A 17,889-nucleotide genomic window follows, 5' to 3' on the forward strand; every position below is an offset into this window, starting at 1 on the left:
ATGGTCCTGACGGTGGGCGGCGCGGTGCGCGCTGCGGGTGTGCTGCTCTTCGCAGTGGTGGCGTTGTGGCTCTTCGGATGGGAGGGCGGACCGCGTGATGCCGTCATGGCGGTCCGGCCAGTCCTGCTCGTCGCGGTCGTGCCGGCTGTGTGGGCACGACTTGACCGGAGGCTGCTGGGCGCGGTCGCCGCCGAGTGGGTGTGGGCACGGGCCGCAGCGTTCGTAGCTGTGGTCGCCGCAACCGCCGGCGTGCTGCAGGGATGGCCGATCATCATCGATGCACTGCTGGCGGTGATCGCCGGTGCCATCGTGGCGGTGCCTGCCTGGGCCGCGATCGCCGGCATCGGTCGTGTGGACGTCTCGCAGCAGTCGGTCTCGCGACCTGTGTCCCGGGCCGCGATGACGCTCGTGGCCACGGGCGGAGTAGCGGCATTGCTCGCAGCCCCGGTCGCCGCACTTCTCTTCACGGCATACATTCAGTGGACTGGATGCTTCCTCGCCTGCCAGGAGCCGAACCGTGCGGCCGGCCTGGCTCTTGCTGTGATCGCTGCGGTGCTGATCGGCGATGTGATCGCGTGGGGTGTGGCGGCCTGGCGCCGCTTTCCACGGGTGCTCACGAACGTCGCAGCTGTACCGGTGATCGTGGCTGCTGTGCTCGCATTCCTGGTCTCCTGATCGTCGGGCATCCGTCAGAACCACCGCTGTTGCACAGATACCATTCGGTTGTGCAGGTACTGGTCACCGGCGGAGCCGGATTCATCGGGAGCAACTTCGTTCGGCTCGTTGTCGGCTCCTATTCACACGTCACTGTGACGGTGCTCGATGCGTTCACGTATGCCGGGGACCGCGCCTCGCTGGCCGGTCTCGAGGACCGTGTCAAGATCGTCGAGGGTGACGTCGCGGACGCCGAGACGGTGGACCGGCTGGTGGCCGACGCCGACGCCGTCGTCCACTTTGCCGCGGAGTCGCACAACGACAACTCCCTCGCCGACCCGTCGCCCTTCGTGCGCACCAACCTGATCGGCACCTTCACATTGTTGGAAGCCGTACGACGCCACGACGTGCGCTACCACCACATCTCCACTGACGAGGTCTACGGGGACCTGGAGCTGGACGACCCGCAGCGTTTCACCGAGGCCACGGCATACAACCCGAGCAGTCCCTACTCCTCGACCAAGGCCGGCAGCGACCTCATGGTCCGCGCGTGGGTGCGTTCCTTCGGGGTTCGCGCCACGATCAGCAACTGCTCCAACAACTACGGCCCGCGCCAGCACGTGGAGAAGTTCATCCCACGGCAGATCACCAACATCATCGACGGCGTCCGTCCCAAGCTGTATGGCGACGGCCTCAACGTCCGCGACTGGATCCACGTTGATGACCACAACCGCGCCGTGTGGACGATCCTGGAGCGCGGCGAGCTGGGCCAGACCTATCTGATCGGCGCCGACGGCGAACGCACCAACAAGGACGTCATCGAGCAGATCCTGGTCGCGATGGGTGAGGACGCCCACGACTACGACCACGTCACAGATCGGGCCGGCCACGACAGGCGCTACGCGATTGACTCCATGAAGTTGCGGCGCCAGCTCGGCTGGCGCCCGTGGTTCGGCAACTTCCAGCGCGGCCTTGACGACACGATCGCCTGGTATCGCGACAACGAGTCCTGGTGGCGCCCGCAGAAGGCCGCCGCCGAGGACCGTTACGCCGGTCAGTCGGTCATCGGCCAAGGTCACTGATGCGCTGGCTGGTGACCGGTGGTCGTGGCATGTTCGGCACCGACCTGGTGCAGCTGCTGGCCGAGCGCGGTGAGGAGGTCGTCGCGGTCGGCTCGGCCGAGTGCGACGTGCGTTCGCTGGAGGCGGTGCGGGCCACACTGCAGGGCTTCGATGTGGTGGTCAACGCCGCCGCGTGGACCGCTGTCGACGATGCGGAGACCCATGAGCCAGAGGCATTTGCGATCAACGCGGTGGGCGCTCGCAACGTCGCCCTGGTTGCTGCCGAGACCGACACGCGGATGGTGCACATCTCGACCGACTATGTCTTCGACGGCACCGCGACCGAGCCCTACGAGCCGGACCACCCGCAGGACCCCCGCTCGGCCTACGGGCGCTCGAAGGCGGCAGGAGAGTGGGCGATCCGAGCCACCAACCCGGACGCGCTGATCGTCCGCACCGCCTGGCTGTATGGCGAGCACGGCCCCAACTTCGTCAAGACCATGCTCCGGCTTGCGGGTGAGCGAGAGACACTGAAGGTCGTCGACGACCAGATCGGCCAGCCGACCTGGACCAAGGATCTGGCGGCGTATGTCGTCGAACTTGTCGATGGCAAGAATCCTGGTGGCTATTACCACGGCACGGCGGCAGGAACGACGAGCTGGCACGGCTTCGCGCAGGAGATCTTCCGGCTCGCAGGTCTTGAGCCGAGCCGAGTCGAAGCATGCACTTCTGCGGAGTTCCCGCGCCCGGCGCCTCGGCCCGCTTACAGTGTTCTTGGCCAGGTGGGGAGCGACCGCAGACCAGAATGGTCCGCGTCTTTGAAAGAGCTGCTGGAGAGCACGATTTGAAATCTCATTTCTCGGGTGAATGCCCGCGGGTAGCGGTTATCGGCACCCGCGGTTTTCCGAGCTATTACGGCGGTTTCGAGACCTTGGTTCGTCGGTTGGCCCCCTATCTCGCGGAACGCGGTTGGGAGGTCGACGTCTACAGCCGGCCCGGGCACGTCGTTGACGAGAAGATCCCGCCTGGCGTGACGCAGCGATTCACCCACGGCGTCGAATCGACATCGGCGAGCACCCTGTCCTACGGACTCACCGCCTGCGCCGACGCGGCTCGCCGCAAGCCGGATGTCGCTCTGGTCATGAACGTCGCAAACGGCTACTTCCTTCCGTTGCTGAAAGCGCGCGGGATACCCGTTGTCCTCAACGTCGATGGTCTGGAGTGGGAACGCGAGAAGTGGAGCACTCCGGCCAAGCGTGTCTTCCGCGCGGGCGCCACGATGAGCGCAAAGTTCGCCGACACCCTGGTCGCCGACTCCCTCGAGATCGGCCGCCACTGGCGGGAGAACTTCCAACGCGACACCACCTTCATCCCGTATGGCGGAGACGTCCCGGACTCGCCGAACGCGCACCGCGTGCGGGAGCGTCTGGGCCTGGAACCCGGCAGCTACGTCCTGGCTGTCGCCCGGTTCGTTCCGGAGAACACCATGCAGGAGTTCTTCGACGCTGTGCGTCTCATGGACTCATCCATCCCGGTTGTGGTCGCCGGCAGCGCTTCGCCGGACGACCCCATTCAACGCGCTGCCGCCGCGCTAGCGGCGAAGCGCAGCAACGTGCACCTGCTGGGGCATCTGCGGGATGACGAACTGCTGCACGCCCTCTGGTCGAACGCCGGCGTCTACTTCCACGGCCACAGCGTGGGCGGCACCAACCCAGCACTTGTCCAGGCCATGGCCTGCGGTGCGCCCGTGGTCGCTCGCGACACGGTCTTCAACCGCGAAGTCCTCGGTGATGCGGGTGCGTTCACCTCGGTGAACGCGAGGAACATCAGCGATCGCCTCACCGAGCTGTTGTCTGACGCCGGCCGGCGCGCATCGTTGTCCTCGGCCGCTCGCGATCGCGGGGACGAGCACTACTCGTGGGAGCAGGTGCTGGGCGCCTATGAGCGGTGTATCTCGGAAGTGGCCGGCTCATGTCTCGCCTTGTCCGGCCGTCACGGGGAATCGAGATGACGACTGGCGCCGCCGCAACGAGCGCCGCGCGTGGATCGGCTGGTCAGGGAGCAACGACGGAGCGGTACAGACCGAGCAATCCGCTCGTCGCGGTGGTACTCATGCTTGTCTTGTGTTCAGTCGTATATCTTGAGGTCTCGCCCCAATCTCTTCGAACACTCCTCCTGTATGGGTGTCTGTTGCTGGGAACCATCGCCTTTTATGGAATGTGTGCGGAGGCGCCAAGGTCGTGGCTAATTGCCACCGCGTTTACCTTAACCGTTTTGGTTCCAAACAATTTTTACAACGCTGAACTAGGTGCGTCAGCAGGCAACACGATCCAGCTCATCTCGCCCGCTCTGTTGCTTTTTGTGGCATGTTTCATGCGGCAGAACGATCGAGGCGGGCCAGCGCCTCGTGCCCTGATTGAGAAAATGCCAGGATACAGCTGCTTTGCCCTTTACACTGGGTATGCTGCAGCCACGATCGTCGCTTCAGACTCGGTGCCTAGAAGTCTCGTGTGGCTGTTCGCATTCGCGATTCTGGTGCTCATGCCGATGGTCAGTCGTCTTAACTGGGACCCACGCCCAATTATCCTGCGTACGTGGTTGGTCTTGGGAACGTTGACAAGCTTTTATGCACTAATCGAACGTCTGCTCGGTCGCAATGTCCTGTTCTCGACCATCTATTCGGCTGCGGCGGACCCTGCTGGGACGGCAGTGCAGCACTGGTCCGACTACCGCGCACAGGCGTCGTTCGGCCATCCGATCTATGCTGGCATGTTCTTCGCTGCCACAGCTGTGCTGGCATACCTCTCATTCTTCGAATCCAATCGTGATCGCCGATTTCTTATACTCGGTCTTCTGTCATCTGCAGCCCTCATCTGTACGGGAACCCGCGGTGCAATCATCGGCCTCGTTGCTGGCGTCGCTATCGGATTGCTGCCGAAGCTCAAGAGGCAATCTGGAACTCGGATCGCACTATCCTTGCTCGGTCTGGTCGGCACGTTCATAGCAGTCGTCTCAACTGGCGGCGGCGAGAAGATCTGGCAGGGCGTTACCGGACGTTTCACCAGTCAGGAGGCGGCGGTTTCCGCAGGTGGCCGTCAGTCGGTCATTGATCTTTCTCTGAAGATTGCGGAAGAGCACTCATGGATGGGCGCGGGGGTCGGGACGTCGCGGTCGGTGTTTCGGCACGCAGGATCGACGATTCCGGTTGAGAGCGGACCACTGCAGGTGCTGGTGAGCGAGGGCATTCCAGGACTGCTGCTCATGACGCTAGGACTCCTCACGGTCGGTTACGCGCTGTGGCGGTCGGGGCACGGCATCGAACTCGGCCTCTTAGTCACGTCAGTCATCTGTCTGAGCGGATTTAACGGGTTCGAGGATGTCCCAACGACGATGACTTGGTTGGGGCTAGCTCTCCTCGCAGCGCGCAGTGCAGCCTCCGGCGGCGGCGGGCTCACCCCGCGCTCAACCCCCGCATCCCCGACCGACGTCGCGGCTCAGGCGATGAAGGTGGTTGGCGCACATGGCCATTGATGCCGAACAGCCTGCACTTCGGCTCCTCTTTGACGCAAACTGGTGGCTGAGCGGTCCCCCGTCGGGTCGAAACGTGTTACAGAACATCGTCGGGGCATGGATAGAGACGTACCCAGATGATGAACTCACGCTGCGTTGCCGTGCATCGGACGCCACTGCCATAGCCGGCAGCGTCGATTCGCAAGCGCACCGCATTAGCGTCACAACGATTCCGGACTGGATCCCGACCGAAGCAGTCGCAAGCTTCCTATCTGGCTCACGCGGGTCAGTTTTTGATGCCGTCATCACCCAGAATTTTGCTGCACCTGCAAGAGGCTGCGTCAGTGCAGTCTTCCTTCACGATCTGCTATTCGTTGATCACCCTGAATGGTTTAGCCTAACTGAGAGACTCTACTTAGCTGGACTTCCACCGACGCTCAAGTTTGCAGATCTAATCTTCACCTCGTCACAGAGTGAAACCGCACGCATTTCTCGGTTGTTGCCAACCATGACGTCGAAGCTGGTCAAAGTGGGCCTCGCTGTCCCTAAGGGGCTATCGGACGCCGAATCAGTCAAGCCCTCCGGTGCACCTCACGGCGAGCAGTTCATCCTCTGTGTCGGTCGACTGAACGTTCGTAAGAACCTTGGACGTCTCATTTCGGCGTATTCGGGCAGTGCAAGCTTGATTAAGTCGCATCGGTTGCTGATCGTTGGCGAAGCAGATGGTCGGAAGGAGGCTATCGAACTGCAAGGCAACGTACAAGACAGGATCACCTTCTTGGGGAGAATTACGGACGGCGAATTGAGGTGGCTGTACGAGAATGCGGCGCTCTTCGTATTTCCTTCGATGGACGAAGGATTTGGGCTGCCGCTCGCCGAGGCGGCTCAATTCTCTGTGCCAGTGGTTGCAAGTCGCATTCCACCATTTACGGAGATGGATGTTGCAATCGGATACTTTGACCCGAATTCCGTCACAGAGATGCGGGCGGCGATCGAAGACGCGATCGCCACCCCGAAGAGCTCTGCAGCAAGCCTGGACGCATGGGATGCGATCGTCAAACGAATGCGACAGGCTATTATCGAGCGGAAAGCGGAACCGAAGGAGTCCCGAATTCGTCGAGTAGCTAACCGCATGTACAAGGAGTCCCGAGGGCTCGGCGACGGGATTGATAGAGAGGTTACCGACTTCGACGTCGTGCAATTTGCTGGGCGCAAACTGCTTCAGCGCGCCCGTGGCGCTACCCGAGGGTATCCGTCTACATACGTCGATCGTGGGGCGAGGTTGCTTAATCGTCGACATCTGACGCTTGGTGAACGGACGTCGGTTGGCCAGGATGTGTTAGTGGACGCGATGTCCAGAGACGGCATTCAGATAGCGGACGAAGTGACTATCGACCGCGGCGCTGTCATCCGCGCGAGCGGGGTCATACGAAATCTCGGGATTGGCATTATGATCGGCCGTCGGTCGGCGATTGGAGTGAACAACTTTATCCATGGAGGGGGGGGCGTCTATATCGGACAAAACGTCTTGCTCGGTCCTGGGGTCCAAATATTCTCCGAAAACCATATAACGTCTGACGTCAACACGCCGATAATTGAACAGGGTGAATTGCGTGACTCCGTGCACATCGAGGACGACGTTTGGATAGGTGCTGGCGCGATCGTCACCGCCGGAGTGCATATACGGCGCGGAGCCGTGATTGCTGCAGGTGCCGTCGTCACTCGAGACGTTGCGGAGTTTTCGGTTGTGGCGGGGGTTCCAGCGCGAGAGGTATCAAGGCGGCTGTGAATGCAAAGAGGCTTGGGAGGGGCGTACGTGACGAAACTGCGGTTGTGGTTGTCACGTATAACAGTTCGCGCGTAATCAATGGTCTTCTTGACTCTGTAGCGCAACTGAGTTCAGGAATCCGACTGATTATTGTCGACAACAACTCAAGTGACGACACCGTGATCCGGTGCCGATCTCACTCGGTCAATCCACATGTCATTTTGAATCACGAAAACGTGGGATTTGCGCGAGCGGTGCGGCAGGCGGTTTCATTATCTAGTGAAGAATTCTTGCTGCTCCTGAATCCCGATGCACGATTAGGACCTGATGCATATCGCAACCTACTCGAGTATGTGCGCAGTCACCGCCGATGCGGTGCTGTCGCGCCACTAGTGAATGAGCGAGCAAATGATGTCGCTGTGCCTGCCGGGTGGGCTCCCACCCTGCCGCGGATGATTCTGCACATGTCTGGGATATCACGCCTTGCGCGCATCAACTTCTCGTTGCGTGGGCACTATCTCCTTCGCAATCAAGTCGCCGACGAGATGGCCGTGGATTGGGTGACCGGTGCGTGCCTGCTGACGCGTCGCGATGCCTGGAATAGCGTTGGCGGCATGACGACGCGGTGGTTCATGTACGCCGAGGATCTGGACTACTGCCTTAGGTTGGGTGACGCGGGATGGAGGGTCGTGCTGCTCGGTTCGACCGAGGCTGAGCATGCCGCAGGACTAAGCTCCGCTGGAAATGACGGCCGAATAAGAACTGAGTGGATCGTTAATCTGGCGGAGCTCTATGACCTGCATTTCGGTCGCGCACGAGCGAAGCGTGTAGCGTGGCGGGCGGTGGTTGCGTCCGGGTTCTTGGCAAGATCTGCGATAGCTCGCTCGGCTTATGACCGAAGGCGTTTCCGCGCCTATGGGCATGCGGTGGCCAGGTCAGCGAAGGGTAAGCGGTGACCGCCAGAGCTGGAGCTCGCAGCCTGGCCTCCAAATATGGGCGGGCAGTCGCGGCGCCGGTTCTGGTGAATGCGGGCTCTCAACTTAGCGGACTGATCCAGTATGTGCTCTTGATTGTCTGGACTGGCGCTGGACACACTACTGACTACTTTTTTTTGCTTCTTGCATGGACAAGCGTCCCCATGCAACTGGTACTGACCGGTGTTTGCTATCCACTTTTACTGAGAGGTGCAAAGGAGGCCGCTTGTAATTGGATGAAATTCAGCATACTGCTCGTGCCATTATCGAGCGCCCCTGCCGTTGCAATTTATACGTCTCGGTTGGGAGATGTACAAGACGCGTTCCTATTGACTGTCCTGACTGTCCTCTTCTCGGGTCTTGTCTTGGTGGCGACCTATGATGGGTTTCGTGAGGCGGTTCGTGGGGACGCTTTTCCTCTTTCGGCGGCTACCTTCTTCGGAAGCCTGGGAGCAATATTTGGTCTCTGCGCATTCAAGGTAACCCATGCCGGTGCTGGTACCGTCACGATGCTCGTCGGGGCGATCTTTGGAGAAATCACTTTCCTTGTGATGCGCGCCTTCCAGCGATCCGCGCGGCTCGGGGCGCACGCCCGTGGTGGCCCGAATGCTCGGGTAAACTCTGCGACAGCAGTCGATTCTGTGGCTGAAACCAACCGACAGGCTTCGGGTTGGTACCTCGGCAAGTCTATTGCCGGATACGGTGGTGGTTTGACGTTGCAGTCGTATGCAGCCAGTCTCGCGCCAGCGTTTCTTTCATATTTTTCAGTCGCGCAACGGGTAGTTGGTGGATGTGCTGGTGTCTTTAGCAATTCAGTGTTGCCGTTCCTTGTGCATGGAGAGACTCAGCACTCGCGCGAGGCTGGTCGAGTGACTTTGGCCGTTTCTGCTGCGGCCTCGTTCGCGGGGATTGGTATTGCTGCTTTCATCGGAGTCGTGCAATCCGAGCGGGACGCCGGGTTGGTTCTGCTTTTGACTGCTTGGATGAGTACGTCTTTATACGCTGCTGGTATGCAGCGTCTCGCATATCGACTCTTGCCGGCGAAGGTATCTGCTGCCCCGATTGTTACATCTTTGGTCGTCGTTCTAATGATTTCATTTCTACTCTCTATCAATCAATTTAGCCCAGCGGTACTGTTGGTGGGCATGGTCTTGCTTGATGGAGTATCCTCGATCATTTTTGCTGTCCGCTTGTCGCTCCGGAATTCGGCTGCTTCGATGGCCCTTGGAGCGTTATCGTTATCTGTTATAGGAGTTTCGCTGATGGGACATGGCTCGTTCTGATGAAACGGCTCAAGGTTTCGTTCTTCCCAGTAGCGCGTACGGCGCATCTCGAGCGCCTAGCTAATTCTTCGGCAGATGCCCTTTACTACTGCTCGACGAGGGCCGACTGGCACCCAGCGGCCACTCCTTCTGGGAAACTGGTTCAGCTCAAGTCCGTGTTTGGGGTCGCTCGCGAGGTATTTTCTGGCCGTCTATCCGTGCTAGAGGTCGCTGAGCCGCTTGCGATTCCGCTGCTGCCCCGATTATTAGTGCTGGCGGCGGCCAAACGACTGGCTCCGCGTTCGCGTCGTCCCTTGGTCGTTACATACGCGATCGAAAATGTGAGCCAGATTTCCAAACTTTCGACGCGGAGCCGTTTGCCGGAATGTGTGTCGAGGACTGTGCTTCGAGCAACGTGGTCGATGGTGTTCGGCTCGATCGATCGGATCGCGTTTGGAACAGCGGGGAGCTCTGATATGTATCGCGTAGAGCTCGGTCCTCGACTGTGGGCGAGGGTATCCGCACGAACGGAGATACGAACAATCGAAGGCCTGCCGCAACCTTTGTGCTCGGCTCCAAAGAAGGATCGAGGGCGTGTGATCTTCCTTGGCAGCTTCGAGGAGCGAAAAGGTCTTCAGGACCTGTTGCGTGCATGGCCCGCCGTAGCTGCCCAGGCTGGAACTGAGCTTGTGATTGTCGGAAAAGGGTCTCGTGCTCAGGAGGCGTTTGTTCGGACTTGGGCAGAGCATCGACGGGGTGTGACCGTGCGATTCGATCCGCCTCGCTCTGACATCCGTGCGGAGTTAGAGGCTGCGAGTGTCCTAGTGTTAGCGTCTCGCCGGACAGCTACGTGGCGAGAGCAAATCGGACTGCCCATACTCGAAGGCCTCTCATATGGGTGCACAATCGTGTCAAGCGACGAGACTGGGATTGCGCAGTGGTTGTCCGCACATGGGCATCGAGTCGTTGGCTCGCGTTACTCGCCAAGTGAGCTCGCATTGGCGATTGTGAGTGCCGTAACGAATCCGCTGCCCCCGATGGATGTGCTGGAGAGTCTTCCGAAGGCCGATCAGCGGACCGCAGCCGACAGTTGGCTCTTGCGGTCTTGAGTTCAGTGGCGAGCCAGTCAGCGATTAGCCGTCGAGTTGTAGCCAGCTCTGCCAGCCGGCGTGCAGGACCAGCCAGGCGATGAGGCCGTAGCCGGCCTGGCCAGGGTGGATGCCATCACCGGAGGCGAGGTCGGCGTGCCACTGGTCGTGACCGAGCAGGGGGCGGAAGCAGTCGACATACGTGATGCCACGGCGGGAGCAGACGTCGGACTGGGCGTCGACGAGGATCTGCAGGCGGTCGTTGGTCTCGGCGTCGATGGTGGGGGACGGGCCGACGACATACGAGGAGATGGCGGACGACGACGCGTCGTCGAGGATGTTGGCGAGGTTCAGGCGGGAACGCGCGGTGGTCAAGCCCTGCGCGATGTCGTTGAGGCCGACACTGACCACGAGGCGGCGTTCGTTGGCCTTCTCCCAGCGCGGCTCACACTCGGTCTGCCAGCGCGCCAGCACGTCGGTGGAGCTCTGGCCGCGGATGCCGAGGTTGTAGCTGGCGAGGTCGATGCCGGAGGTGGGGGTACGGGCGACCACGCGAGAGACCCAGCCGAGGGCCTTCGGATCGCCCAGTCCTGCGACGAAAGAATCTCCGACGAAGCACAGGCCCACGTGACGGTCGCCTTCGGTGACGTGAAAGCGCGTGGTGGGGCTGAAGTCAGGTTCGCTGCCGTCGTGGTGATTGGTCACGTCCGTCATTGTCGCGCATCAGTGCACGTGAGCCGTGAAGGGCATGCTCGCGAGTCGCGAAGTCCGGAATGTCGCACCGGGGACGTCGAGTCAGTCGTCGTCCTCGTCATCATCGTCGAGACGCGCCAGCCAGGTGGCGAGCCGTTCGACCGGTGTCTCGAAGTCCGGGTTGAGATCGACGAAGGTGCGCAACTGGTCCGACAGCCAGCCCAAGGTGACTTCCTCGTCGCCACGTCGCGTAGCGAGCTCTTCAATGCCCCTGTCCGTGAAATACACCCTCGAAATCTATAGCGGAACCTGGGCCGAATCGACACGAACCTCAGAACCCGATATGTGCTCACGACCTGTCGCGAAGGCCGTGTTGGTGTGCTACTTCTGCTCACCGACGACGATGTCGCCGAATTGGAGGGCATCGGTGACTGAGGAGTCAGCGCGCTGACCGGTCGTCCTTCCGGGCGGAGGACAACACTCGCTGGACCGCCGCACGGTTGTTGCCAGCTGCGTAAACGGCGAGATCGCCGGCATCGGTGTAGCCGGCCCAGGCGTTGTCGCCGGCGGAGTGGACACCGGGCTTCTGCCCTGGATCGAAGGTGGCGGACGTGTAGAAGGCGACCCCGCGATCGATGTCGCACTGGGCCGCGCCCGCGGGTGCCCAGTGCTCGAAGGCGAACTCGCACCCGCGCATGTCGACTCGTTGCCACGACGCGGGGATATCGACCCGCACGGCTCGATACCGGATGGTCTTCCTGTCCTGCGTAGTACTGACCACCACGGCTGGTGATCCCTCCGGCGCGGCACTCGGCACGTCCGCCGATGCCTTCAATGGGTGCTCGGATGCTCGGTGCCAGAGCAAGCCCACCGCGAGGAGGCCGACGCAGACGAATGCCGCGACGAGTAGGTTTGTGCGCCGCTGGCGTAGTGCCGTGTTCATGGCTCACTGTGGCACCGCCAACCGCATCGTGGCTGGTCGGATCCTGCTCGGGCAGTCGCCGGCCGCTGTCGAGTGGTTCGCCCGAGCGATCGATGGGCAGGAACTCCTTGTTTCGTCGCGACTGCTGCGCACGGAGCTGACCAGACTGCTGCGTAGGGGGCGCTGCCGTTGGACCGGCGGGGGCGAGATCACCGCTCGCCTGGCGACCATCCCTGTGGACCACGCGACGCTCGCGGGGGCGGAGGCGATCGTGCCGCACGTGAATCCACTGGACGCGATCCATCCGGCGTCGGCGTTGCAGTCGGGGTTGGACGATCTCATCATCGTCAGGCACGCCAGGAACATGTCGCATGTCGCGCAGCAGTTGGGGTTCGCAGTGTTCGACCCGGTCGAGAGGTGACAGCTCGCTGAGACGGATACGAATCGGGCCGCACACCATGTGGCGTGCGGCCCTTTTCGTGGTGATGGTCCCTTGGTCTCGATACGCCTCGCCGAGCGGCTCGGTTACTCGACCAGCGGGTGTCAGCGGTCGAAGGCTTGCTTCATCAGCTGCTCACGCTGCTCGTCGTGCCGCTTGTGCGAGCCGGTGGCCGGGGCTGCCGACGCGGGACGGGAGACCAACCGCATTGGACGTGTCTCGCCGAGCGGGGCGAGCATCTCCGGCAGGTTGAGCGCCATGAAGGGCCAGGCGCCCTGGTTCTTCGGCTCGTCCTGCACCCACACGACCTCGGCGTGCGGGTACTTGGCCAGCTCGTCGGCGATGTCCTGCGCCGGGATCGGCGCGAGCTGCTCAACACGCACGATCGCGGTCTGCTTGTCCTCGCGCTTGGCGCGCTCGGCCTCCAGGTCGTAGACCACGCGCGACGACGCCAGCAGCACGCGGGTCACGTCCTCCGGCTTCGGCGACTCGTGGTCGGACATCACCGGGCGGAAACGTCCGTTGGTGAAGTCCTCGGTGTTGGAGGTCGCGGCCTTCAGACGCAGCAGTTGCTTCGGCGTGAAAACGATCAGCGGCTTGCGCGGGCGAGCCGCGGCCTGACGGCGCAGCAGGTGGAAGTAGGACGCAGGCGTCGACGGGTAGGCGATCGTCATGTTGTCCTCGGCGAAGAGCTGCAGGAAGCGCTCGATGCGCGCCGACGAGTGGTCGGCTCCTTGGCCCTCGTAACCGTGCGGCAGCAGGAGCACGACCGACGAACGCTGGGTCCACTTCTGCTCCGAGGAGCTGATGAACTCGTCGATGATCGTCTGCGCTCCGTCGACGAAGTCGCCGAACTGCGCCTCCCACAGCACGAGTGCGTCGGGGCGTTCCACGGAGTAGCCGTATTCGAAACCGAGCGCGGCGTATTCACTCAACAGTGAGTCGTAGACCCAGAACCACGCCTGGTCGGAGGAGAGGTAGCGCAGCGGAGTCCACTCGTTGCCGTTCGTGTGGTCGATCAGCACCGAGTGCCGCTGCACGAACGTGCCGCGGCGGCTGTCCTGGCCGGCCAAGCGCACCGGGGTGCCTTCCATCAGCAGCGAACCGAACGCGAGCATCTCGGCCATGGCCCAGTCGATGCCGCCGCTGGTCGTCATGTCCGCGCGACGCTGCATCAGCTTGGCCAGCTTGGGGTGGACGGTGAAGCCGTCCGGCGGGTTGGCCCATGTCTTGCCGATGGTCAGCAACTCTTCGCTGGGGATCGCGGTGTCGAAGACGCTGCCGTCCTCGCGGGTGTCGTCCTCCTCCTGCGCGGAGGGACGCTCGAGGCCACCGTGGCCCTCGGCGTCGGTGCCGACCGAGCTGTCCGCGGCCGGCGCAGACAGCTCCTGCTTGGCGGCCTTGGTCTCGGTGAAGACCCGCTCCAGCTGTTTCTGGTAGTCCTTCAGCGCTGCCTCGGCCTCCTCGGGTGTGATGTCGCCACGTCCGATGAGCGCCTCGGTGTAGAGCTTGCGGACACTGCGCTTGGCCTCGATGAGCTTGTACATCATCGGCTGGGTCATCGACGGGTCGTCGCCCTCGTTGTGACCGCGGCGGCGGTAGCAGATCATGTCGATGACGACGTCGCGGTTGAACTTCTGCCGGTATTCGTAGGCGAGTTCGGCCACCCCGACACACGCCTCCGGGTCGTCGCCGTTGACGTGGAAGATCGGTGCCTGGATCATCCGCGCGACGTCCGTGCTGTATTGCGAGCTGCGGCTCTGCTCCGGCGCGGTGGTGAAGCCGACCTGGTTGTTGACGACGATGTGGATCGTGCCGCCGGTGCGGTAACCGCGCAGCTGCGACAGGTTGAGCGTCTCGGCGACAATGCCCTGACCGGCGAACGCCGCGTCACCGTGCATCAGGATCGGTAGCACCGTGAAGGCAGCACCGGCCAGGTTGATGCGGTCCTGCTTGGCGCGAGCGATGCCCTCGAGCACCGGGTTGACCGCCTCCAGATGCGACGGGTTGGCCGCGAGGTAGACGCTGGTGCTGTTGCCCGCATCGGAGGTGAAGGTGCCCTCGGTGCCGAGGTGGTATTTCACGTCACCCGAGCCCTGCACCGACTTCTTGGACTGCTGGTCCTCGAACTCTCTGAAGATCTGCCCGTAGGACTTGCCGGCGATGTTGGCCAGCACGTTGAGACGGCCGCGGTGCGGCATACCGATGCAGACCTCATCCATCTTGTCGTCGGCGGCCTCGGAGATGATCCGGTCGAGCACCGCGATGGCCGACTCGCCACCCTCCAGCGAGAACCGCTTCTGGCCGACGAACTTGGTCTGCAGGAAGGTCTCGAAAGCCTCCGCCGCGTTGAGCCGGCGCAGGATGCGCAACTGCTCGGCGCTGGACTGCTTCTCGTAACCCTTCTCGACCTTGCTCTGCACCCAGGCCCGCTGCTCGGGGTCCTGGATGTGCATGTATTCGATGCCGATCGAGCGGCAGTAGGCGTCGCGTAGGATGCCGAGTATCTCGCGCAGCTTCAGGAACGGCTTGCCGCCGAAACCACCCGTCGGGAACGTGCGGTCCAAATCCCACAACGTCAGACCGTGCGTCGTGACGTCGAGGTCGGTGTGCCGGCGCTGCTTGTATTCGAGCGGGTCCGTGTCGGCCATCAGGTGGCCGCGCACGCGGTAGGCGTGGATCAGCTCCTGGACCCGGGCGACCTTGTTGATGTCGTCGTCGTGGCCCGCATCGATGTCCTGCACCCAACGGATGGGCTCGTAGGGGATCTTCAGCGACTGGAAGATCTCGTCGTAGAAGTTGTCCTGACCCAGCAGCAGCTGGTGCACGACACGCAGGAACTCACCGGAGACCGCACCCTGGATGACGCGGTGGTCGTAGGTGGAGGTCAGCGTGATGATCTTGCTGACCGCGGCTTCGTTGAGGGTGTCGGAGCTGGCGCCCTGCCACTCGGCCGGGTATTCGAGTGCGCCGACGCCGATGATCGCGCCCGCGCCCTTCATCAGCCGCGGGATCGAGTGCACGGTGCCGATGCCCCCGGGGTTGGTCAGGCTGATCGTGGTGCCCTGGTAGTCCTCGAGCGTCAGCTTGTTGCCGCGCGCCTTGCGGACCATTTCCTCGTATGCCGCCCAGAACTGCGCGAAGTCCATCTCCTCGGCGCCCTTGACGCTGGGCACGACGAGCGTCCGTGATCCGTCGTCCTTCTGCAGGTCGATGGCCAGACCGAAACCGACGTGACCCGGCTTGATCAGCGTCGGCTTGCCCTTGTCGTCCTCGCCGAGCGCGTAGTTCATCTCGGGGACGAGCTTGAGCGCCTTGATGATCGCGTAACCCACGAGGTGGGTGAAGCTGACCTTGCCGCCGCGGCTGCGGGACAGGTGGTTGTTGATGACGATGCGGTTGTCGATCAGCAGCTTGGCCGGCACGGAGCGCACGCTGGTCGCGGTCGGGACCTCGAGGCTGGCCTCCATGTTGGAGACGATGCGAGCGGCGACGCCCTTCAGCGGGGTCGTCTGGCTCTCGGCCGGGTCGACCTCGGGGACCTTCGGGGTGGCCGCGTCACGCGCGATGACCTTGGCGTTCTTCAACTCCCAGTCGCGGGGGTTGGGTCGAGGAGCTTCCTTGGGCGCGCGGCGCGCTGCGCCCTTGGGCGGCTCGGTGGTCGCACGGTTGCTCGTCGCGTCGGGGCCCTTGCTGTCGGCGCCGGTGGTGTCTGCGCCTCGCGGCTGCGCACTCTCCGGCGCGGCCTTTGCAGCCTTCGCGGGGCCGGCGGGCTGCTGTGCCGGTGCGCTCGAACCGGCCGGCGTGTGCCCGTTGCCCGTGGCCGACGTGTCGGGGGTTCTCGGCCGGTAATCCGCGAAGAAGCTCCACCACGCCTTGTCGACGGAGTTCTTGTCCTGCTTGTACTGCTCGTAGAGCTCGTCGACGAGCCATTCATTGGGTCCGAATGTCGCGAGTGGGTCAGGCGACTGGGATGACACGCGAATGCGCCTCTTTCGTCAAGGTCGGCACGGCCATGCTTCAGGTCCGGCTGTGCGGGTTTCGGCGTATGACGAACGGGGATCGCCACACAGGTCCAGCCTAACGCTCACGGCTCTTTTGGCCACACCAGGTCAACGGCGTGTGCTATGGCGGATTTTCCGCGGACTTCGGGGCGTGTCGGCCGTGTGCGCGACGGCGGCGGCGGGGCGCCGCGAAGCATCCGAGGAAGGGCGTCACGGCTGCGCTCCCGGGTCGTCAGGCGGCGACCAGGGCACCCCAGTCGACCAGTTGCGAGAGGAACACCTCGACATCAGGTCGGACGGTGTCGGCAGGGATCTGCCAATGCAGACACGCCGCCGAGGCGAGTTGCTCCGGCGAGGTGCCCGTGTCCTGGATCAGGGTCCACAGTGCGGCCGCTGTGTCCCGCAGGGCGAGCACCTTCGACGTCGGGCTGTGCAGTGGTAGGACGAAGAGGATCTGCTGGTCGTCGGTCCACTCGGCAGCGTGCGGCGCGACCATCGGAGCCGTCGTTCGTGAAGGCGATGAGTGCGATAGCCGAGAGTTGGCGCCCGCGTCCTCGACGACGCTGAGCAGCCGACCGGGCACGACCGGCTGCGTGGAGCGCAGGGCTTGGCGTGCTCGCAATATCTGCCGGACGGCGCGAGGGGCGAGGCGCGCTGCACGGGACAGGCGATGTCTGTGCGCCGAGACCAGTCTCGTAAAGCCCTGCGCGCTCTCCGGGTGGTCGGCGTACATATCTGCTCGAGTGGGAACCACAGCCCGGAACAGCACGCGCAGTCGCTGCTTTCCACGGGTACGGAGGGCGAGCAGCATCCAGCTCTCGGTCCGGCTGGGACCGGTCTTCAGCTGCCACAAGGCGTAACCGACGGACGGCCGGGCGGGCACGTCGATCGGGTCACCGACGCGCCGGAAGAAATCCTGTGTCGGCTCCGCGGACCCGGTGGCGACCACCAGCGCGCGGAGGTCGGCACGCTCGTCATCGGTCAGTCCGTCGTGGTACATCGTCTGGGCCGTCGCGATCTCGTGGGTGTTGCGCGCCAGCCCGGGGGACCGTAAGCCGTGCAGGAGGAGAACCAGGAACTGTGCGGTGCGATTGGGTGTCATCGCGGGCACACCGGCGAACGAGTGCTCCTCGCGGCTGCTCCAGAGTGCTTCGAAGGAGGCCGAGGGATCTGCGAGCATGCCCGGGAAATTGGTGTGCAGGTCGATGTCACACGGCCAGGAGTCGTGAATGTAAGTGACTGAGTGCGTGGTGAATTCGCGTGCGGCGGTCGAGACTGGCCGCAGGCGCCAGCCCCGTGCCCGCAGACCGGCCTCCATGGCGGCCAGGTCCTCCGGAAGGCACAGCACATCGACGTCCCCGGAGACATGCGTCGTGGACCGCAGGCGTTGCTGGCCAGCCGTGGGGCCTTTGAGGAACAACGCTCGCACGCCGGCATCGTCGGCGACGGCCTGACAGAGCGCGTGGGCAAGGCTGACCCCTTGTTTCATGGGCATGCTCTCGGTGGCGAGCATC

At 63.0% G+C, this 17,889-nt stretch carries 15 protein-coding genes; 10 read left to right on the plus strand and 5 right to left on the minus strand.

Annotated elements, in window-relative coordinates:
* From IEX71_RS00450 to IEX71_RS22785, 9 genes are all read left to right on the plus strand, one after another.
* On the plus strand, positions 1-675 hold the full coding sequence (locus tag IEX71_RS00450) for a hypothetical protein (protein ID WP_188835023.1): 675 nt from the start codon (positions 1-3) through the stop codon (positions 673-675).
* Positions 676-725: 50 nt separating this feature from the next.
* Positions 726-1,736, plus strand: a complete 1,011-nt coding sequence (rfbB, locus tag IEX71_RS00455; protein WP_188835024.1) for a dTDP-glucose 4,6-dehydratase — start codon at positions 726-728, stop codon at positions 1,734-1,736.
* The gene (rfbD, locus tag IEX71_RS00460; protein WP_188835025.1) at positions 1,736-2,563 is read left to right on the plus strand and encodes a dTDP-4-dehydrorhamnose reductase; all 828 of its coding nucleotides are present in this window, start codon (positions 1,736-1,738) and stop codon (positions 2,561-2,563) included. Before rfbB ends, rfbD begins: the two co-directional genes overlap by 1 nt.
* Positions 2,521-3,726 carry a DUF1972 domain-containing protein gene (locus IEX71_RS00465; protein ID WP_188835026.1) on the plus strand — a complete coding sequence of 402 codons (1,206 nt, stop codon included), beginning with the start codon at positions 2,521-2,523 and terminating at the stop codon, positions 3,724-3,726. Before rfbD ends, IEX71_RS00465 begins: the two co-directional genes overlap by 43 nt.
* 179 nt (positions 3,727-3,905) lie before the next feature.
* Entirely contained in the window at positions 3,906-5,246 is a 1,341-nt protein-coding gene (locus IEX71_RS00470; protein ID WP_188835027.1) for an O-antigen ligase family protein, read from the plus strand.
* Positions 5,236-7,014 (plus strand): glycosyltransferase, encoded by a 1,779-nt coding sequence (locus IEX71_RS00475; RefSeq protein WP_188835028.1) that lies wholly within the window; start codon positions 5,236-5,238, stop codon positions 7,012-7,014. The genes IEX71_RS00470 and IEX71_RS00475 overlap by 11 nt, the downstream gene beginning before the upstream one ends.
* Positions 7,015-7,058: 44 nt before the next feature.
* Positions 7,059-7,949 (plus strand): glycosyltransferase, encoded by an 891-nt coding sequence (locus IEX71_RS00480; RefSeq protein ID WP_188835029.1) that lies wholly within the window; start codon positions 7,059-7,061, stop codon positions 7,947-7,949.
* On the plus strand, positions 7,946-9,250 hold the full coding sequence (locus tag IEX71_RS00485) for a hypothetical protein (RefSeq protein ID WP_188835030.1): 1,305 nt from the start codon (positions 7,946-7,948) through the stop codon (positions 9,248-9,250). Before IEX71_RS00480 ends, IEX71_RS00485 begins: the two co-directional genes overlap by 4 nt.
* A 455-nt stretch (positions 9,251-9,705) precedes the next feature.
* Positions 9,706-10,338, plus strand: coding sequence for a glycosyltransferase family 4 protein (locus tag IEX71_RS22785; protein WP_373284553.1), 633 nt, complete (start codon positions 9,706-9,708; stop codon positions 10,336-10,338).
* Between the two features lie 24 nt (positions 10,339-10,362).
* On the opposite strand, the gene IEX71_RS00495 is transcribed toward IEX71_RS22785, so the two are convergent.
* The 3 genes from IEX71_RS00495 to IEX71_RS00505 all read right to left on the minus strand — a co-directional run bounded on the left by IEX71_RS00495 (position 10,363) and on the right by IEX71_RS00505 (position 11,707).
* Entirely contained in the window at positions 10,363-11,031 is a 669-nt protein-coding gene (locus tag IEX71_RS00495) for a GDSL-type esterase/lipase family protein (RefSeq protein ID WP_188835032.1), read from the minus strand.
* Between the two features lie 81 nt (positions 11,032-11,112).
* Complete coding sequence (locus IEX71_RS00500) at positions 11,113-11,298, minus strand: DUF6104 family protein (RefSeq protein ID WP_188835033.1); 186 nt, start codon at positions 11,296-11,298, stop codon at positions 11,113-11,115.
* Between the two features lie 151 nt (positions 11,299-11,449).
* Positions 11,450-11,707, minus strand: a complete 258-nt coding sequence (locus tag IEX71_RS00505) for a hypothetical protein (protein ID WP_188835034.1) — start codon at positions 11,705-11,707, stop codon at positions 11,450-11,452.
* 244 nt (positions 11,708-11,951) lie between these two features.
* On the opposite strand from IEX71_RS00505, the gene IEX71_RS00510 reads away from it, so the two are divergent.
* Positions 11,952-12,353 (plus strand): PIN domain-containing protein, encoded by a 402-nt coding sequence (locus IEX71_RS00510; protein ID WP_188835035.1) that lies wholly within the window; start codon positions 11,952-11,954, stop codon positions 12,351-12,353.
* 122 nt (positions 12,354-12,475) lie between these two features.
* Here IEX71_RS00510 and IEX71_RS00515 read toward each other — a convergent pair whose 3' ends face one another.
* Both IEX71_RS00515 and IEX71_RS00520 read right to left on the minus strand, forming a co-directional pair.
* Entirely contained in the window at positions 12,476-16,357 is a 3,882-nt protein-coding gene (locus tag IEX71_RS00515; protein WP_188835797.1) for a multifunctional oxoglutarate decarboxylase/oxoglutarate dehydrogenase thiamine pyrophosphate-binding subunit/dihydrolipoyllysine-residue succinyltransferase subunit, read from the minus strand.
* A gap of 250 nt (positions 16,358-16,607) precedes the next feature.
* Positions 16,608-17,888, minus strand: coding sequence for a PqqD family peptide modification chaperone (locus tag IEX71_RS00520; protein WP_188835036.1), 1,281 nt, complete (start codon positions 17,886-17,888; stop codon positions 16,608-16,610).
* Position 17,889 lies beyond the last annotated feature (1 nt).

The organism is Flexivirga endophytica, assembly GCF_014640635.1.
Taxonomy (GTDB): Bacteria; Actinomycetota; Actinomycetes; order Actinomycetales; family Dermatophilaceae; genus Flexivirga; species Flexivirga endophytica.